Source organism: Paenibacillus sp. S-38 (assembly GCF_049942825.1).
Taxonomy (GTDB): domain Bacteria; phylum Bacillota; class Bacilli; order Paenibacillales; family NBRC-103111; genus Paenibacillus_G.
Genome location: NZ_CP187970.1, coordinates 6560768 through 6578665 on the forward strand (window position 1 = coordinate 6560768; position 17898 = coordinate 6578665).

Sequence of the window (17898 nt, forward strand, 5' to 3'; positions counted from 1 at the left end):
GACGGAGGACCGGAAGCGCTAGGATGACTTACCTGAAAGTGCGCCTATCTGCGCAGACGGGTAACGATGTCTTGGACAGCTCCGGCAGCGGCAGCAATCTGCGCCTCATCATTGGTCCTTCCGAAGCTGAAGCGCACGGCCGAAGCCGTCACTTCCTCCGGAAGCCCCATGCTGCGCAGTACGTGCGACACCTCCAGCGAACCGGACGTGCACGCGGATCCGCTGGCCGCCGCCACACCCGCCAGATCCAGATTCATCAGCAGGCTCTCGGTCGATACCCCCGGGAAGCTGACGTTCAGGATGTGCGGGAGCCTCTCGGAAGGATGGCCGTTGACGACATAGCCACCGGAACCGAGACGGCGTTCCAGCTCCATTACCATTTCTTGACGTAGTTTTTCCAACTTTTGTTGCATTTCATACCTTGCACCCTCAAAAATCTTCACCGCTTCGGCAAACCCGACAATGCCCGCAGTGTTCTCCGTACCCGCCCGGCGCTTGCGCTCCTGAGAGCCGCCGTACAGCAGGGGAACCACCCGGGCCGACCTTGCTATATATAATGCACCAGTCCCCTTGGGACCGCTGAGCTTATGCGCGGAAAAACTCATAAGATCGACAGGCAGGCTGCCGAGGTCGATAGGAATATGGCCAAGCGCCTGAACGGCATCCACATGAAACAGGATTCCCTTCTCTCTGGCGATGGCTCCGATCTCCTTCACGGGCTGAATCGTGCCGACCTCATTGTTGGCGTACATAACGCTGATGAGGACCGTGTCCGGACGGACGGCCGCTTCCACATCGCGGGCCGACACCTGTCCGAACTTGTCGACCGGCAGGTAGGTGACTTCGTACCCGAACTTCTCCAGCCGCTCGCAGGCATGAAGCACCGCATGGTGTTCGATCTGAGTCGTAATGATATGACGCCCCCGGCCGGAAGAGGCTTCCGCCGCTCCGAAGATGGCGGTATTGTCGCTCTCCGTGCCGCCCCCGGTGAACACGAGTTCCGCCGGCGAGCAGCCGACGAACGCGCTGATCCGGTCCCGGGCCGCATTCAGAGCCGAGCGGGCATCGCGGCCCGCCCGGTGTGTGCTGGATGCGTTACCAAAATATTCCGACAAATAGGGCAGCATGCGCTCCACCACTGCCGGGTGAACCGGAGTCGTGGCCGCATGGTCCAAATAGATAGGATTCAAGTCAAGTCACCGCATTCTCGTGAAGAATTCATTCCTAGATATAGAACATGTAGCTGTCGCCGCTGCCCTCATCCTTGAATGAGATAAGATCAGCCAGAGTGGTCGAATCCAGCACTTCCGCGATTCCGTCACGGATTCGCATCCACAGGTGCCTCTTCGCCGGATCGTCCTCTTCCGTAAAGTCTACGGGCGAGATCGGCCCTTCGAGCACCCGGATCACGTCGCCGGCAGAAATCTCTTCCGGCGCTTTCGACAGGATGTAGCCGCCATAGGCGCCGCGGATGCTTTTCACCAGTCCCGCGTTGCGCAGAGGCGCGACCAATTGCTCGAGGTAGTGCTCCGAGAGCTGATGCTTTTCCGCGATGCTTTTGAGTGAGGTAGGGCCTTCTCCGAACTTTGTCGCCAGCTCCATCATGATGGTAAGCCCGTAGCGGCCTTTGGTGGAAATCTTCAATTCAAAGCACCTCGTTTTGGTTTCAAAAAGTGCAAGTTTCTTACGGTCCATGAAATCACAAGCCGGAATTAAAACTCGCCTTGGACGGACTGCAATCAGACCACCGGCAGAGCCGGTCCCTTCCTGACAATCCATACATTAGTGTATCGTTTCTATGGTAACATAAAACCTTCTACTATGGGAGAAATTCCGTGACATATTGTTGAAAATTTTTTCCGCTTTGGAGCTGGAGCCCTTCCCGTGTATAATGGGAAACAGATGTACGGATTGTACAGCAAAGCGAGGTAATGAACATGAATCACAAAACACGCGTCGTACTGGGCATGTCCGGCGGCGTCGACTCTTCGGTAGCGGCTCTTCTGTTGAAGGAGCAGGGCTATGATGTCATCGGGGTGTTCATGAAGAACTGGGACGATACCGATGAATTCGGCCACTGCACCGCCGAAGAGGATGCGGAAGATGTGCGCCGCGTCTGCGACCAGATCGGCATCCCCTATTATACGGTAAATTTTGAAAAACCATACATGGACAAGGTATTCGCCTACTTCCTCGACGAATACCGCAAGGGCCGCACGCCGAACCCGGATGTCATGTGCAACCGCGAGATCAAGTTCGGCGAGTTCCTGAACAAGGCGCTCGAGCTTGGTGCCGACTATATCGCCACAGGCCACTACGCCCGCGTCGAGCATACGGACGGCAAGCACCGCCTCCTTCGCGGCGTTGACGGGAACAAGGATCAGACCTACTTCTTGAACGCGCTGAACCAGTATCAGCTCTCGAAAGCGATGTTCCCGATCGGCCACCTGCCGAAGCCGGAAGTCCGCGCGATCGCGGAGAAGGCCGGCCTTGCCACCGCGAAGAAGAAGGACAGTACGGGCGTCTGCTTCATCGGCGAACGCAACTTCAAGGAATTCCTGAGCGGGTACCTGCCGGCCAAGCCGGGCGACATGCGCACGCTCGAGGGCGAAGTGAAGGGCCGCCACGACGGCCTGATGTACTACACCCTCGGCCAGCGTTCGGGCCTCGGCATCGGCGGCTCCGGCAGCGGCGAGCCTTGGTTCGTCGCCGGCAAGGATCTCGAGCGCAACATCCTCTACGTGGTACAGGGCGAGAAACATCCGGCCCTGTACACGAAAGGACTGCTCGCCACCGATCTCAACTGGATCAGCGGCGAGACTCCGGCGGCGCCTCTGCGCTGCACGGCGAAGTTCCGGTACCGCCAGCCCGATCAAGGCGTCACGCTGACCTTCGGTCAGGACGGCACCGTAGAGGTAGTCTTCGACCAGCCGCAGAAGGCGATCACGCCGGGCCAGGCGGTCGTGTTCTACGACGGCGAGGAATGCCTCGGCGGCGCGACGATCGACAAGCTGATCATGCTGGACGAGGCCGCGGCCACGCCCAAAGCTCCAGCGGCGCCCAAAGCAAAAGCCAAGGCTTCGGCCAAGCGCTGACGGCCGGAAGGAACGGCACATGCCAAAAGGACAAAGCAAGCAGCTTCGGCTGCGGGCTTTGTCCTTTTTTGCGCGGGCGCGGTTTCGTTTGACCCAGCCTCTACCCCCTGCCAGATAACGGCGGCACCCTGCTGTCCCTGCCGCGGCGCTTCACCAGAATGCGCGAGATGCGCAGGTGGTCCATCTCCTCGATCTGAAACTCCGCTTGGTCGTTCCAGTTCACGGCTTGGTGCTTCTTCGGGGGCATCTCCACCTGGGAGTAGATCCACCCGCCGATCGTATCAAAATTATCGGACTCGATGTTCAGCCCGAAATAGGAATTCACCTCTTCGATCAGCAGCCGGCCGTCGATCGAGTGGGTCTCTTCGTCCCTGCGTTCGATCTGGGGGCGCTCTTCGTCGAATTCGTCCTGAATTTCCCCGACAATCTCCTCGATAATATCCTCGAAGGTGACAAGCCCTGAAGTGCCGCCGTATTCGTCGATGAGCAGCGCCATCTGGGACTTCATCTTCTGCATGAGCTTCAGCAGCACGCTGATCTGCATCGACTCCGGCACCTTCAGAATCGGACGCATGACACTCTGCAGGTCTGGAGCCTCTCCGTCCGTCTTCAGCAGATCCTTGATATGCACGAAACCGGTCACATGATCTTTATCGGGATCGCATACGGGATACCGGGTATGCATCTCGCTGATGGCTATCCTCTTGTTCTCCTCATAGGTGCGGAACGCATACAGGCACACCATCTCCGTGCGCGGAATCATGATCTCCCGGGCATGTGTATCGGCAAAATCAAATATATTATCCATCAGCGTCAGCTCGGCGGCATCGATATGGCCGCTTCGGGAGCTTTCCTTCATAAGGATGCGGATCTCGTCTTCCGTGTGGGCCAGTGTATGCTGGTCGGTCGGCCGGATGCCGGCCAGGCGCAGCAGCACGCCGGAGGCGCCGTTCAGGAACCAGATGAAGGGGTACATGAGCTTATAAAAGCCCGTCAGCAGGATCGATGACAGCAGCGTAACCTGCTCGGACTTGCGGATTGCATAGGTTTTCGGAAACTGCTCACCCAGTGTAATATGAAACACCGTTATCACCGTGAAGGCAATCACGAACGATATCGTCTGCACAAGCCGCTCCGGCAGGCCGAGGGGCGCCAGCAGAGGCTCCAGCATTGAGGCAACCACCGGTTCGCCGAGCCAGCCCAGTCCAAGCGATGTGAGCGTAATGCCCAGCTGGCAGGCCGATAAATAAGCGTCGAGCTTCGCCACCACCCCCTGGGCGAACCGGGCTCTGCGCGAGCCTGTTCCGGCAAGCACCTCGAGCCTCGAGGTTGACACCTTGACCATCGCAAATTCGGCGGCGACAAAAAAACCGTTCAAGAGCACCAGAAGAAGCACCAGACTTACGTCAATCACCAGTGTCCACGGATCGCTACTCACCCATACCACCCATCCGCCCGGACGGGGCGGACAGGCGCACCTCCCCCCGGCTTAACGAGATTTTAACGCTGCGGCCGCGCCAGCTGAGGACTATTCCTGCGGCAGTCTTAATACAATATAAGCGCGAACCTTGTTCCAATATGCCTATTTTCGCACAATTGGGACAGGTACGGCCCGGACACCCGCAAATGAAACACCCCAAAGCCGACGTTTATGGCCTTGGGGCGTTCTTGGTTTATGTGGAATTAAGCCTGCTTGGCGAGGCGGATCACGTTCCAGGACGCTCTGCCGAGCCGCGCGAACAAGCGTCCGCCATCCAGCTTGGCGGTGCCGCCGCTGTGCGGCTTCACTTTTTCTTCCTGCAGGGAATTGCCCGCCTTCAGATCGTCATGCTCCAGCACGATGTGCTCCACTACACGGTAGCCTTCAAACTGGCGCAGATCGCACTCGAGCTCCAGCGCATCGGAGAGGTCCCGGTTGACGGCGAAGACGGTAAGCGTCCCTTCTTCTTCGTTGTACGTGACGGCAGACTCGAGGTGAGGCACGTCCGTGAAGTCCTTGCTGTCGTACTTGGACGAGCGGATGACTGGCTTCAGCGACACGCCGCGGCCGTAGACGGAAGCGTGCATGTACGGGTAGAAGATGGTCTGCTTCCAGGAGCCGCCGCCTGTCTCGGTCATGATCGGAGCGATGACATTCACAAGCTGCGCCAGACACGCGATCTTCACGCGGTCGGCATGTTTCAGCATCGAGATCAGCATGCACCCGACGAGCAGCGCATCCTCGAAGTTATAGTGGTCCTCAAGCTGCGGAGGAGCGATCGTCCACGGCTCCAGCTTCTTGTCGGACTCATGGGAGTGATACCATACGTTCCACTCGTCGAAGGACAGGTTGATCGTCTTCTTGCTGCGGTGCTTCGCCTTGATGTAGTCGGCGATCGCCACGACGGATTCGATGAACGCGTCCATATCGAGCGAGCGGGCCAGATAGTTGCCCGGATCATTCTCCTTGTTGCCGTAGTAGGTGTGGAGAGAAATGAAGTCCACGTGCTCGTAGGACAGATCCAGCACCGTAGCTTCCCATTCCGCGAAGGTCGGCATACCGCGGTTCGAGCTTCCGCAGGCGACAAGCTCCAGCGAAGAGTCGTACATCTTCATCATGCGTCCCGTTTCCGCTGCGATCCGGCCGTACTCCGCCGCTGTCTTGCTGCCCATCTGCCAAGGGCCGTCCATCTCGTTGCCGAGACACCAGGTCTTGATGTTGTGCGGGGTCTTGTAGCCGTGCGAGATGCGCAGGTCACTGAAATACGAGCCGCCCGGATGGTTGCAGTATTCGAGCAGCTGGCGCGCTTCTTCGGGACCGCGGGTGCCGAGGTTCACGGCCATATTGATCTCCGTACCGGCCTTGCGGCACCAGTCTGCGAACTCGTTCGTGCCGATCCAGTTCGGCTCGACGGTCTTCCACGCGAGATCCAGACGGCGCGGGCGCTGGTCGACCGGACCTACGCCGTCCTCCCAGTTGTATCCGGATACAAAGTTACCACCCGGATAGCGCACGATGGGAACCTGCAGCTCCCGCACCAGGTCCAGCACGTCCTGACGGAAGCCCTGCTCGTCAGCCGTCGCATGCTCCTTCTCGTAGATGCCGCCATAAACGGCACGTCCCAGATGCTCAATGAAGGATCCGTAGATCCGCTTGTCGATCTCGCTGATGACGAATTCTTTATCCACTACCATTGTCGCTTTTTTCTGATCGGCCATGATGGTTGTGTCCCTCCCGAGGAAAAGTGATTAATATATTTATTAATGAATTAATATTATTATTTATCTCAGATGGTGTCAATGATAAATTTCATATAAATATAAACTTCTTTAGATTTCTCTCTAGTGAACCCGGAATCCTTCTTTTTAGCCTCATAAAACCGACGCACGGCTTGCTCTATGGATCACATTACCCGCCCCTGTCGCGGAAATGCTGCCTGGTCACCTAGCGGCACGGGCGACTGCTTCGAAGGGATAGCGTTTGGCTTATTGAGGGAAACAGGTGCGCCTTGATGGTCAGGCTGCGGTTGGGAGAGCCCTTCCGTCAAGTGGTTGGCTGTTAGAGCGCAAATCTACCGGTACGCTGCGACGACGCATGGTCATGCTGGCCGCCCTGTCAGCACTGTGCCAAAAACTACTGATGTGCCATCGGATGGTTTGAGACACGCTGCTTCTCCTTCCGGGACCGGTCCTTCCAACTTTCTTCAGCCGAAAAGAAAAAAACCATCCGAATAGGTACGGACGGTTTGGGATATTGGTGTATTCACTTCATTCATAGGGATCCCTTAGGCTTCAAGCGGATCTGATTCTTGTGGATCTTTCGGTTATTCGTACCGGCATTCTCTTGGATGGAGTCCGGCGGGCAGTGCCTCTTTAAGAATAGAGGAACTAGGATGCCTTATCCACCTATTTCCCATCATTTCCCGCAGAATAGTTATAATGAACGAAACCGACTACCTCTTTGCATCACGTAGGTTGAAGTTGGAAATGACTTGGAGTGAATACACCAATCAAATCCAAAACAGAGCTACAAACAAAAAGGAGTCGGTTAGTAATGAGTATGTCCACAAAGTATGTAGGGTTAGACGTATCCAAGGAAAAAATTGCCGTTGCCATAGCCACGGAAAATCGAGATGAGCCCGTGCGGTTCTGGGGGACGATTCCCCATACCAAGGAGGCCGTGCGAAAGTTAGTCAAGCAGCTTGCAAAGGACGATGAGATCAAACTCGACGTTTGCTATGAGGCCGGGCCTACAGGGTTTCAGCTGTATCGTTGGTTCCTTGAACTCTTTGTCAATTGCAGCGTCGTTGCGCCCAAAGCATTGGATGGCAACAAGCGCATTAAAACCGACAAAAGGGATGCCATACGTTTAGCGCAGCTCTACAGGGCCAGAGAGTTAACCGAAATCTACGTACCTACGCCCGAGGACGAAGCGCTGCGGGATTTGGTTCGGGCCCGGGAGGATGCGGTTCAGGATATGAATCGGCACAAGCAGCGGCTAACGAAGTTCCTGCTTCGGCACCAGCTTCATCCACCGGGCGGCACGAAGGTATGGACATCGGCCTACGAGAACTGGCTGGATACCTTGCGCTTTACGGATGCGTGCGAGGATATCGTCTTTCAAGAATACCGCAACACCATCAGGGAGGCCGCAAACCGGATTGGGCGATACGAAAAGGAAATGGAACGGCAGGCTTCGGCAGGGTGCCAGGCTACCATGATTCAGGCGCTGCAAGGACTTCATGGTATTGCTTTAGTTACGGCCACTACTCTTGCGGCCGAACTCGGAGATCTCGCAGGAAGATTTGCTTTTGCGCCGCAGCTTATGAGTTATTCCGGATTGGTACCTTCGGAAAGTTCAAGCGGAGGCAGCCGCCGGCAAGGGCGAATCACGAAAGTCGGAAATGCGCATATCCGACGGGTACTGGTCGAAGCCGCCTGGACCTATCGGAGCAAACCCGCTGTAAGAAGAGCCCTGCGAGAGAGGCAAAAGGAGCTAAGCTCGGAGATTATTGAGATCTCTTGGAAGGCGCATAAAAGACTGCATCATAAATTTAATAGGTTAAGCTTCAGGGGAAAGAACAAAGGAACCATCGTTACCGCCGTGGCCAGGGAGCTCTTGGGATTTATCTGGGCTATAGCCAAGGAAGTCCAGAAGCAAAGGGCGGCAGCATAATCGCTTGTGCTTGTAATAGAAGTTTGAAAATACGAAGAAGGAGGTGGTAAGAGAACGGATTTGAGGAAGATGCGTTACATTCTTTGGCTCGGGGGCAAAGTACAAAGCTAGGCAGAGAGAAATCCGCGTAGTTCCGCTGCACAAAGCAAGGGAACAGGAGCTTTATGTGCGTTGATAGTTAGCAGGAAACTCTCTGGTCGTATGTAATCACATGTGAGAACCCACGAATATCAGGTTGCCAGCCGGCGCAAAGAACCATTTTGCCCTCGTGCCAAGGAATGTAGACATGTCCCGCTGTTCTCAGGAAAAAGACTATGCAGGGAGCACGCCCCCTGCACCCCGTTACTCGCCGTAAGGCAGGGTCTGACTTGATAGTCAGACCCGTAAACAAGTATGGGAGGAAAGAAGCCGCCTGTCAAAAAGAACACCTTGACAGGCTTAGTTTGGAGTACAAAAAAACAGGGATACGTGCTGGGAGTTGCTCGGTTACGTTCATATCAGCGGAACTCAGATGCTTTATCGGCCTCTTTTTCACTGCCAGGCCTCCAAACGGCAGCCAATAGCGAACCTCAGTTCCTCTATTAAGAAAACGGCACTCGCAGAATCAAACATAACGAATCCCAGTTCCGCTATTGTCGCGACTTCTTCACACATAGGCAAATCAGCAGGTCTTCGAGTTCTAAACGGCCTCCTTCACTTGGAGTACCCTGAGCATCCACGTTCGTATCCGGTTCGGCAGCACCCTTGCATCAAGCGTTCCTACTCCCCCATCCTGTAGACCCGTTCAGGAGAGCAGCACCGCATCAAAATGCAGCTGAATCGACCTTCAAGTGCTTGCCGTCGCCCATATGACAGCTGCCTCACAGAGCGAACCCCCGCTCGCAAAGCTGCCCAAACGCAGATAATTCCACACAGCGAAAAAGGCAAAGGGGCTCCCTGCCGCCTCCGCAACAGCCCCGCTCCTCACCGTGCAGCCGCCCCCCCCCCCCCCCCGCGCACTGATCTCCACATCGGCCAGCCCCTACGATTTCCGCGAGGCCCCGTGACGCTTCTCCTGGTTTTGCCGGATCTTGTCCTCCATCCCCTGGTTCGTCGCCTCATAGAACCGGGCGGTGCGGATCGGATCAGGCAGGTACTGCTGCTCCACGTAGTGATTCGGGTAGTTGTGCGGATACAGGTAGCCCTTGTGTCCGAGCTTCTCGGCACCCGCATAGTGCCCGTCCCGCAGGTGCAGAGGCACTTCTGCGCTGCGAAGACGCTCGATGGCCTGGCCCACCCGGCCGAGCGCCTGCGGAATGGCATCCGACTTCGGGCTCTCTACCGCGAAGAGGATTGCCTGCGCCACGACATACTTCGATTCGGGCCAGCCAATCTTGTGGTACGCGTCCATGGCCGTCACGGCCTGTACCATCGCCTGCGGGTTCGCGAGCCCGATGTCCTCACTGCACATGACGATGAGCCGGCGCAGGAAGGTCATTGGATCCATGCCAAGCTGCTCGACGGCATAAACGAACCAGAACAAGGCCGCATCGCTGGAGCCCCGCAGGCTCTTGTGGAAGGCAGAGAGCACGTCGTACTGCGTCGATTCGTCCGCCTTCAGGGTCGGCCGGCGGATCGACTCCTCCGCCACCTCAAGCGTGATGCGGATCGTGCCGTCGTGCTCCGGCGGCGTCGTCATAGCCGCTAGTTCCAGCGCGTTGAGTGCCCTGCGGATATCCCCGCCCGCCATCTTCGACAGGTGGTTCAGCGCTTCTTCATCCGCCTGTACCGTCAGGAACCCGAGCCCCCGCTCCGTGTCCGCAAGCGCGCGCCGCATGGCAAGCAGCGAGTGTTCATGGGTCAGCGGCTGGAGCTGGAACAGCGTGGAGCGCGACAGAAGCGCCCCGTTCACATGGTGAAACGGGTTTTCCGTCGTCGCGCCAATGAAGATGATGATTCCCTGCTCCACCGCCGGCAGCAGGGCGTCCTGCCTGGACGTATTGAACCGGTGAACCTCGTCGAGGAACAGGATCGTTTTTTTGCCATAAAGGGACCGGTTCTGCTTCGCCTGATCGATCACTTCCCGTACGTCCTTCACCCCGGCATCCACCGCGTTTAGCTTCACGAAGATACCCGAGGTCCGGTGCGAGATGATCCCGGCCAGCGTCGTCTTGCCCGTGCCCGGCGGTCCGTAGAGCAGTATCGACGTTACCTGGTCCGCCTCGATCGCCCTCCGCAGGAGCTTGCCCGGGCCAACGATCTGTTCCTGTCCAATATATTCCTCCAGGGTGCGGGGACGCATCCGGTCAGCCAGCAGCCGGCCTTCCGGGCTTTGTTCCGCCGCCATGGTAAACAAATCCATAGGTGTCACAACCTTTATTCCGCTTAGGATATATGCGTGGGGGGACTTGAACCGCAAAGCCTGCAAGCTTAACGCGCCCTCCCGCCGTCTTCCGGCAGGCAGAGCCCCCCACTCCATTATAAACCCCCTACCGCGAATTACAACGGCAGCGGGCAGCCCGCCTTATCCAATCTCACGATCCCCTTCGCACTCCGGCTCTTTAAGTATCTGACGAAGCTTTTCTTCACCATCCGGTTCACACTCCATCATGAGCAGCAATTGGACTGCGGGCGCTGTTCCCTTCTCCTCCGCTTTCGACAATGGATCAGCGCATCGGCCGCATAGCCCGGCAGACATCTCCTTAAACTCCTCTCCTGCCGTCTCAGCCGGAAGCTGACAGCGCCCAGCAGATGCCCGAAGCCCGCCCGCAAAGGCCCTACCCCAGGCGGTGACCCACGGGTTGCACAGATGCGGCTCATGGCTTCGGACGGGAGAGATGTGAGTCGGTTCATCGCGTACGCACCGTATATGAACTCGATAAGGATAGCCCTGCCGGCAGCATGCCCCCCGCCCTTGAAGGGCAAGTCAAAAAACACACCCTGTCCGTCCGTGGACAGCAGGGTGTGTTTCCATTTCATTACTATGGGCCCGGTTATGCTGAGGCCATGCTCACCTTTATCCGGTCAAGCCTTGATGCCCGCCTTGTTCAAAAGATCGCGTACCGCGACGCTGACCATGATGAGCCCGGCCACCGGAGGCACGAATGCATTGCTTGCCGGCGGCTGCTTCGCCTTGCGGATCTCCGGCGCATTCTCCGGCACAATCTTCTGCGTGACATCCTGACGGGGCTTGATCGGCACCTCCGTGGAGAAGACGACCTTGACCCCCTTCTTGATGCCCTCGCTGCGCAGCTTGTGACGGATGACCCGGGCCAGGGGATCGACCGACGTCTTGGAGATGTCGGCGACCTGGAACTTGGTCGGATCCATCTTGTTGGCCGCGCCCATGCTGGAGATCAACTTGATCTTACGGCGCAGGCACTGCTTGATGAGATGAATCTTGTACGAGATCGTATCGGAAGCGTCGAGCACGTAATCAAGAGGGTACTTGAACAGCTCCTCGTACGTCTCTTCCGTATAGAACATCCGCAGCGCGATGACCTCGCACTCCGGATTGATCTGCAGAATCCGGTCGCGCATCAGGTCGACCTTCGGCTGGCCGACGGTTGTGGTCAGCGCGTGGATCTGGCGGTTCACATTCGTGATGTCGACGACGTCCTTGTCGATCAGGACGAGCCGGCCCACACCGGTGCGGGCCAGCGCCTCGGCGGCGATCGAACCGACGCCTCCGATGCCGAGCACAGCTACCGTGCTGTTCTTCATGACCTGCAGCCCTTCCGGGCCAATGGCGAGTTCCGTGCGGGAGAACTGGTTCAGCATGGCGGAACACACTCCTTTTTCGTGTCGGTCGCTTATTTCGGCGCCGGCTGCTTCACGGCCGTACGGATCGACAGCTGCTCGAGCTGCTTGTCGTCTACCGTGCTTGGCGCATTCATGAGAAGATCCGTCGCGCTCGCCGTCTTAGGGAAAGCGATCGTCTCACGCAGGTTGGTACGACCGGCGATCAGCATGACCAGACGGTCGAAGCCGTAGGCCATCCCGCCGTGCGGCGGCGTACCATATTCGAAGGCGTCCAGGAGGTAGCCGAACTGCTCTCTTGCTTCTTCAGGCGAGAAGCCCAGTGCGCTGAACATCTTCTCCTGCACGTCGCGCTGGTAGATCCGCATGGAGCCGCCGCCGACTTCGTAGCCGTTGAGCACGAGGTCGTACGCCTGCGCGCGGATTTGGCCCGGGTCCGTGTCGAAGAAGTGCAGGTCTTCATCTTTCGGACGCGTGAACGGATGGTGCTCCGCCACATAGCGCTTCTGCTCTTCGTCGTAACCAAGGAGCGGGAAGTCCACAACCCATGCAAACTTGAACACGCTGTCGTCGATGAGGCCCAGCTGGCGGCCGATCTTCAGACGCAGGTTGCCGAGCACATCGGCCACGACCTTCTTCGTGTCGGCGGAGAAGAGCAGCAGGTCGCCTTCTTCCACTTCCAGGTGCGACTTCAGGGCTTCGAGCTCCTCCGGCGAGAAGAACTTCACGATCGGACCTTTGAGCTCGCCTTCCTTGTAGGTCATCCACGCCAGGCCTTTGGCCCCGTAGCGGGCCGCATAGACGCCGAGATCGTCGATCTCTTTGCGGCTCCACGTGCCGCAGCCCTTGGCGTTAAGCGCCTTAACTTGGCCTCCGTTCTCTACGACACTGGCAAACACCTTCACGCCCGAGCTCTTGACAATGTCCGATACGTCCTTGAGCTCGAGACCGAAACGCAGGTCCGGCTTATCGGAGCCGTACTTGCTCATCGCGTCCGCATAAGGGATGCGCTGGAACGGCGTAGGGATCTCCACGTTCGCCGTCTCGCGGAACAAGCGGACCACGAGCTGCTCCATCAGGCCGAGGAGCTGGTCCTGGGACAGGAACGACGTCTCGATGTCCACCTGCGTGAACTCCGGCTGGCGGTCGGCGCGAAGGTCCTCGTCACGGAAGCAGCGGGCGATCTGATAATAGCGCTCAAGTCCGGCTACCATCAGCAGCTGCTTGTAGATCTGCGGTGACTGCGGCAGCGCGAAGAATTCGCCCGGGTGCACCCGGCTCGGCACGAGGTAGTCACGCGCGCCTTCCGGCGAGCTCCTTGTCAGGATCGGCGTTTCGACGTCGATAAAGCCGTTCTCGTCGAGATAGTCGCGGAACACCTTCGCCGCCTTCGAACGGAGCATCAGCGTACGCTGCATCTCCGGACGGCGCAGGTCGAGGTAGCGGTACTTCAGACGGAGCGACTCGTCGATCTCGATGCCGTCTTCGATGAAGAACGGAGGGTTCTTCGCCTGGTTCATGATCTCGATCTCGGTGATCTGCACTTCGATCTCACCGGTCGGCAGGTTCGCGTTCACCGTCTCCGCGTCACGCTCGACGACTTTGCCGCGTACCGCGAGCACATATTCGTTGCGCGCACGGTCGGCTGTCGCCAGCGCTTCGCCGGAGAAGGCCGGATTGAAAACGATCTGGACCAGGCCGCTGCGGTCGCGGAGGTCGATAAACAGGACGCCCCCAAGGTCGCGCCGGCGCTGCACCCAGCCGTTCAGAGTGACGGTCTCGCCGACATTCGCTTTCGTCAGGGAGCCGCATTGATGCGTTTTGAGCATTGTAGACATGGTTGATTCTACCTCCAAGTGTTATTCGAATTGGGCCAATCTATACATTCCGGATCCGGTCCGCCAGCGTCTGCACGAAGCCGGAAAGCGGTAACGTCTCCTGCTCGCCGGTCAGCATGCTCTTCACGCTGATCTCGCCTCTCGCAAGCTCGTCATCGCCGAGGATGGCGACGAAAGCAGCCGCCTGGCGGTCCGCCGATTTCATCTGAGCCTTCATCTTGCGGCTCAGGTAGTCCTTCTCACCGCTCAGTCCGGCGATACGCACCTGCTGCAGCAGACGGACGCACTCTTTGTCGGCGGCTTCGCCGAGGCCGATCAGATAGACGTCCAGCGGCTTCGCTGCCGGGATCTCCACGCCCTGCGCCGCCAGCACGAGCAGGATGCGCTCCATGCCAAGGCCCAGGCCCACGCCCGGCTTGTCGTTATTGCCGCCGGCGATCTGGCCGACGAGGCCGTTGTAGCGGCCACCGCCGCCGATCGTGTCGATAGCGCCGATCCCGCCCGCTTTGTACTCGAACGCGGTGTGCGTGTAGTAATCCAGGCCGCGGACGAGCCTTGGGTTCAGGCGGAACGGAATCTCCATCGCCGTCAGATAGTCCTGCACGGCCTGGAAGTGCACAGTACATTCCTCGTCGAGGTGCTCGGTGATCGTCGGCGCGCCCTCACAGAATTTCTGGTCGATTTTGCAGTCGAGGATCCGCATCGGGTTGCGGTCATACCGGGACTGGCAGTCCTTGCATAGCTGATCCTTTACCGGCGCGAAGAACCGCTGGATATGCTCGCGGTAGGAAGCACGCACCGACGGCGTACCGACCGAGTTGACCTCCACGACGACATCCTTCAGCCCGAGCTCCTTGTAGAACGTGTAGCCCAGCGCGATTACCTCCGCGTCAATGCCCGGATCGACGGCGCCGAACGCCTCGATGCCGAACTGGTGGAACTGGCGGTAGCGTCCGGCCTGCGGCTGCTCATAGCGGAACATCGGCCCGATGTAGTACAGCTTCGTGACGTCCGGCTCGCCGTAGAGCTTGTTCTCCACGTACGAACGCACGACACCCGCTGTGCCTTCCGGACGGAGGGACATGCTGCGGTCGCCCTTGTCGACGAACGTGTACATCTCCTTCTCAACGATGTCCGTCGTCTCGCCGACCCCGCGCTGGAACAGCTCCGTGCTCTCGAAGACCGGCGTGCGTATCTCCTTGTAGTTGAAACGGCGGCACAGCTCGCGGGCCTTGTTCTCGATATACTGCCATTTCTCGATTTCCCCGGGCAGCAGATCCTGCGTGCCCTTCGGTTTCTGAATACTCATTTGCAGCACTGACTCCTTTCCTCTACCTGCTCACCTGTTTCTTCAAACCAAAAAAACAAAAAAACTCCCGCCCCTGAACGAATTCAGGGACGAGAGATTGAGCTTCAAGCAAGTCTCCCGCGGTACCACCCACGATTTGAAAGCGAACGGACCCGTTCCTCGGATAGGAACGATCTGCTTCTCTTTCACACTTCATGCGGATAACGCCCGCCTGCGCGTGCGGCTACTGTCCGGTACAGGAGCGGCGTGTGGCGCCAGCTCGGTACGGCGGAGTTCCCCGACCGTCCTCCGGGAGGTCTCTTCGTGCGATTCGCGCAAGGAAGCTTGCAGCCGGCGGCTTCCCTCTCTGGTATACGCAAGGTTCGTACTACTTTGTCCCATCATAGGATCGACATGTTTTGGCAATGGTTAACACTCATTGTAATGATCTCTTCACCGGAAGTCAAGAGCCGGGTGTCCGGAGAATCTGACTTTCCCTGAAGTTCTGCTCGCTGACCTGACTTCTAGGATTCCGCTTTGACCGCGTTATATACATCCCGGATCAGCAGATACGCATCCCCGTTCGTCAGCTCTTCCTTATTGGCAATAGCCTCAAGTGTCTCGGCCTTGAGAAGCCCACGCTCCGTCAGCACCGGCACGGCGTTATCCGCCCCGGCTTCCGCTTTGACGAGCAGCGCGATCATGTGGGCCGCCGCATCGAGCGTCAGCGCCAGCGCCTTCGGATCGGAGCCCTTCACCAGCGCACCCGCCGGACTGCCTGTGAGGACGGCCGGCTTGAACTTGCGGAAGCCTTCGAGCTGGTTCACGAAGCGCTGCTGGTTGCTCTTGCCATCCAGTCCGAAGTCATTATTGTAGCCGCCGGTAGCCAGACCGAGTGTCACCGCCACCTTCAAGCCCTCGTACGCCTTGTGCTCCATAAAAGGCTCGGGCTTCAGCGTATACGATTCCAAAGCCATGCCCTGCTTCTTCAGCGTTTCGTGAAGCGCCGCAATGCTGTCCTTGTTTGCAGCCATCTGGCGGAAGGTCATCTTGCCGTCCGCCGCGATCTTGGCGGCGGCACCGGCCGCTTCCGCCGCAGCCATGCCGACCGGGATCACCCGCGCGGTGCCATGAGGCAGCGAATCATAAGACGCGGCACGCCCAACCACGAGCAGTCCGTCTGCCTTCAGCGGTACTATGCTCCGGAATGGAACGGCATACTGCTTCGGCACCGTTACGACCGCCCCCGTATCCGCAGGCGACATGCGCTGGATATCCACCGGGTACGAGCCGAAGGCGACCCGGTCCCACTGGTCCCGGTTCTCGAGTACATCCACGATGCTCAGGCGGTATTCGCCCTGAATGTGCCGTGTCTCACGCACATAGAGCTCCGGCGCGGTGGCATCCAGCTCGATGCCGGCCAGCTCCGGGTACTGCTTCTTCATATGGTCGACCACATGAGGCAGCTCCGCTTTGGCCAGCTCGAAGGCCTCTTCCTTCGATTTGGGATCCGTCCCGTCGACGCCGAAGATCTGCAGCGCGTTGATCAGGATCGTATTATCGTTCTGGCGGCCGATATTGAGTCCGCGCATGCGGATCCGCTCTTTATTGACCGCCGGATAGTCCTTCATATCCTTATAGCCCCAGATGCTCATCTCATTGGAGCCTGTACCTTCGTCGTTATCCTGCTCGGCACGCTGGCGCATCTTCGCCCATACGTCCGGGGTCACGTTCTTCAGCCGGAATACGAGGGTCACGGCCATCCGGGACTTTTTGTCCCCAAGGTCTTCCCTTCCCGTCGTGTAAGGCACGCCTGCCGCAGCCGCGATATCCGCGTCCTGCGTCGCATCGATGACCGACTTCGCGCTGACGGTCACTTCGCTGCCGTCTTCCAGGGTCAGCTTCATTCCCTTTACCAGAGATGCCGTATCGCCCTTCTCGACAACCGGCTCCATGGACTTCACCTTGAGGAGCACATCAATATTTTTCTCCGCCGCCACCATCCGGTTGAAGGTATTAGCCGCCGTGACCACATCGAAGGAGTCGCCCTCAATCTGGCTGTACCAGGCCGAGAACAATCCTTTGTTGAGCAGCTCTCTCTGATGGAGCACGCCTTCCGCAGGACCGTAATTCATATCGAGCGAGTTCAGCCAGCCAAGGGTCATCAGTCCGCCGAGAATCTCGCGGTTATGCCCGTCGACGAGCAGGGTGCGCTGGCCGTTCTTGGCTGCGGAGACCGCTGCAGCCACGCCTTCCGGATCTGTACCTGCCACAATCACATCATAGCTCTCCTGCGGCTTCGCCACCGTCTTGACCTTCTCCAGCTGCTGGGCAGTACCCGGTTGAACCCCTGCACTGTGAGTCGTATTCTTAGTCCACCTGTGCAGTCCGTAAGCTCCCGCTGCGATCACCAGCAGCAGCACAGCCAGCAGCCAATAGCCCTTGCTTGCGCCTCCGGCCCCTTTCCTGTTGGATGCCATAATACACCTCATCTTCAAAAATAGTAAAAAATCAATAAGAGCATGTTGGGCTTTCACCCGGGCCCCGCCTCTTCCTGCTTCAGCCTCTCCTATCCGGTCCGGCATGGACGGCAGGAACAGCATGCCGCATTCACGGGGGAAAGGCCCGTTCGGCCTTCGCTCACAGAGAGCGCCGAGAAGCCTGACAGCCTGTCCATTCCGGTATGCTGAAATAGGCGCCCTATGTAAGGCGAGCATGTCCGTTCGGCCGCGCAGCTTCTAATCCCCCGGCCCCGTCGATCCATCGATCGGAAGAAGCCTTCGG

11 protein-coding genes are annotated in these 17898 nt (G+C 58.3%); 2 read left to right on the forward strand and 9 right to left on the reverse strand.

Going from position 1 to position 17898, the window contains the following annotated elements; translation table 11 throughout:
• Nucleotides 1–44: 44 nt before the first annotated feature.
• Together ACP26L_RS28630 and cymR are read right to left on the reverse strand one after the other, a co-directional pair.
• Nucleotides 45–1190, reverse strand: coding sequence for a cysteine desulfurase family protein (locus ACP26L_RS28630; RefSeq protein ID WP_426448588.1), 1146 nt, complete (start codon nt 1188–1190; stop codon nt 45–47).
• A gap of 34 nt (nt 1191–1224) precedes the next feature.
• Nucleotides 1225–1644 carry a cysteine metabolism transcriptional regulator CymR gene (gene cymR, locus ACP26L_RS28635; protein ID WP_013920049.1) on the reverse strand — a complete coding sequence of 140 codons (420 nt, stop codon included), beginning with the start codon at nt 1642–1644 and terminating at the stop codon, nt 1225–1227.
• Between the two features lie 287 nt (nt 1645–1931).
• On the opposite strand from cymR, the gene mnmA reads away from it, so the two are divergent.
• Nucleotides 1932–3095, forward strand: a complete 1164-nt coding sequence (gene mnmA / locus ACP26L_RS28640; protein WP_426448590.1) for a tRNA 2-thiouridine(34) synthase MnmA — start codon at nt 1932–1934, stop codon at nt 3093–3095.
• A gap of 100 nt (nt 3096–3195) precedes the next feature.
• Here mnmA and ACP26L_RS28645 read toward each other — a convergent pair whose 3' ends face one another.
• Entirely contained in the window at nt 3196–4533 is a 1338-nt protein-coding gene (locus tag ACP26L_RS28645; RefSeq protein WP_426448591.1) for a hemolysin family protein, read from the reverse strand.
• Nucleotides 4534–4778: 245 nt separating this feature from the next.
• The gene (locus ACP26L_RS28650; protein ID WP_426448593.1) at nt 4779–6293 is read right to left on the reverse strand and encodes an alpha-N-arabinofuranosidase; all 1515 of its coding nucleotides are present in this window, start codon (nt 6291–6293) and stop codon (nt 4779–4781) included.
• 835 nt (nt 6294–7128) lie between these two features.
• Here ACP26L_RS28650 and ACP26L_RS28655 point away from each other — a divergent pair.
• Nucleotides 7129–8250, forward strand: coding sequence for an IS110 family transposase (locus tag ACP26L_RS28655; protein ID WP_426448395.1), 1122 nt, complete (start codon nt 7129–7131; stop codon nt 8248–8250).
• Between the two features lie 1021 nt (nt 8251–9271).
• Here ACP26L_RS28655 and ACP26L_RS28660 read toward each other — a convergent pair.
• The 5 genes from ACP26L_RS28660 to ACP26L_RS28680 form a co-directional block, all read right to left on the reverse strand.
• The gene (locus ACP26L_RS28660; RefSeq protein WP_426448595.1) at nt 9272–10591 is read right to left on the reverse strand and encodes a replication-associated recombination protein A; all 1320 of its coding nucleotides are present in this window, start codon (nt 10589–10591) and stop codon (nt 9272–9274) included.
• A gap of 662 nt (nt 10592–11253) precedes the next feature.
• Complete coding sequence (locus ACP26L_RS28665) at nt 11254–12009, reverse strand: tRNA threonylcarbamoyladenosine dehydratase (RefSeq protein ID WP_426448597.1); 756 nt, start codon at nt 12007–12009, stop codon at nt 11254–11256.
• A 32-nt stretch (nt 12010–12041) separates the two neighbouring features.
• The gene (aspS, locus tag ACP26L_RS28670; protein ID WP_426448599.1) at nt 12042–13826 is read right to left on the reverse strand and encodes an aspartate--tRNA ligase; all 1785 of its coding nucleotides are present in this window, start codon (nt 13824–13826) and stop codon (nt 12042–12044) included.
• Between the two features lie 40 nt (nt 13827–13866).
• Entirely contained in the window at nt 13867–15135 is a 1269-nt protein-coding gene (gene hisS, locus ACP26L_RS28675; RefSeq protein ID WP_426448601.1) for a histidine--tRNA ligase, read from the reverse strand.
• Nucleotides 15136–15638: 503 nt separating this feature from the next.
• Nucleotides 15639–17594, reverse strand: coding sequence for an FAD-dependent oxidoreductase (locus ACP26L_RS28680; protein WP_426448603.1), 1956 nt, complete (start codon nt 17592–17594; stop codon nt 15639–15641).
• Nucleotides 17595–17898: the final 304 nt, after the last annotated feature.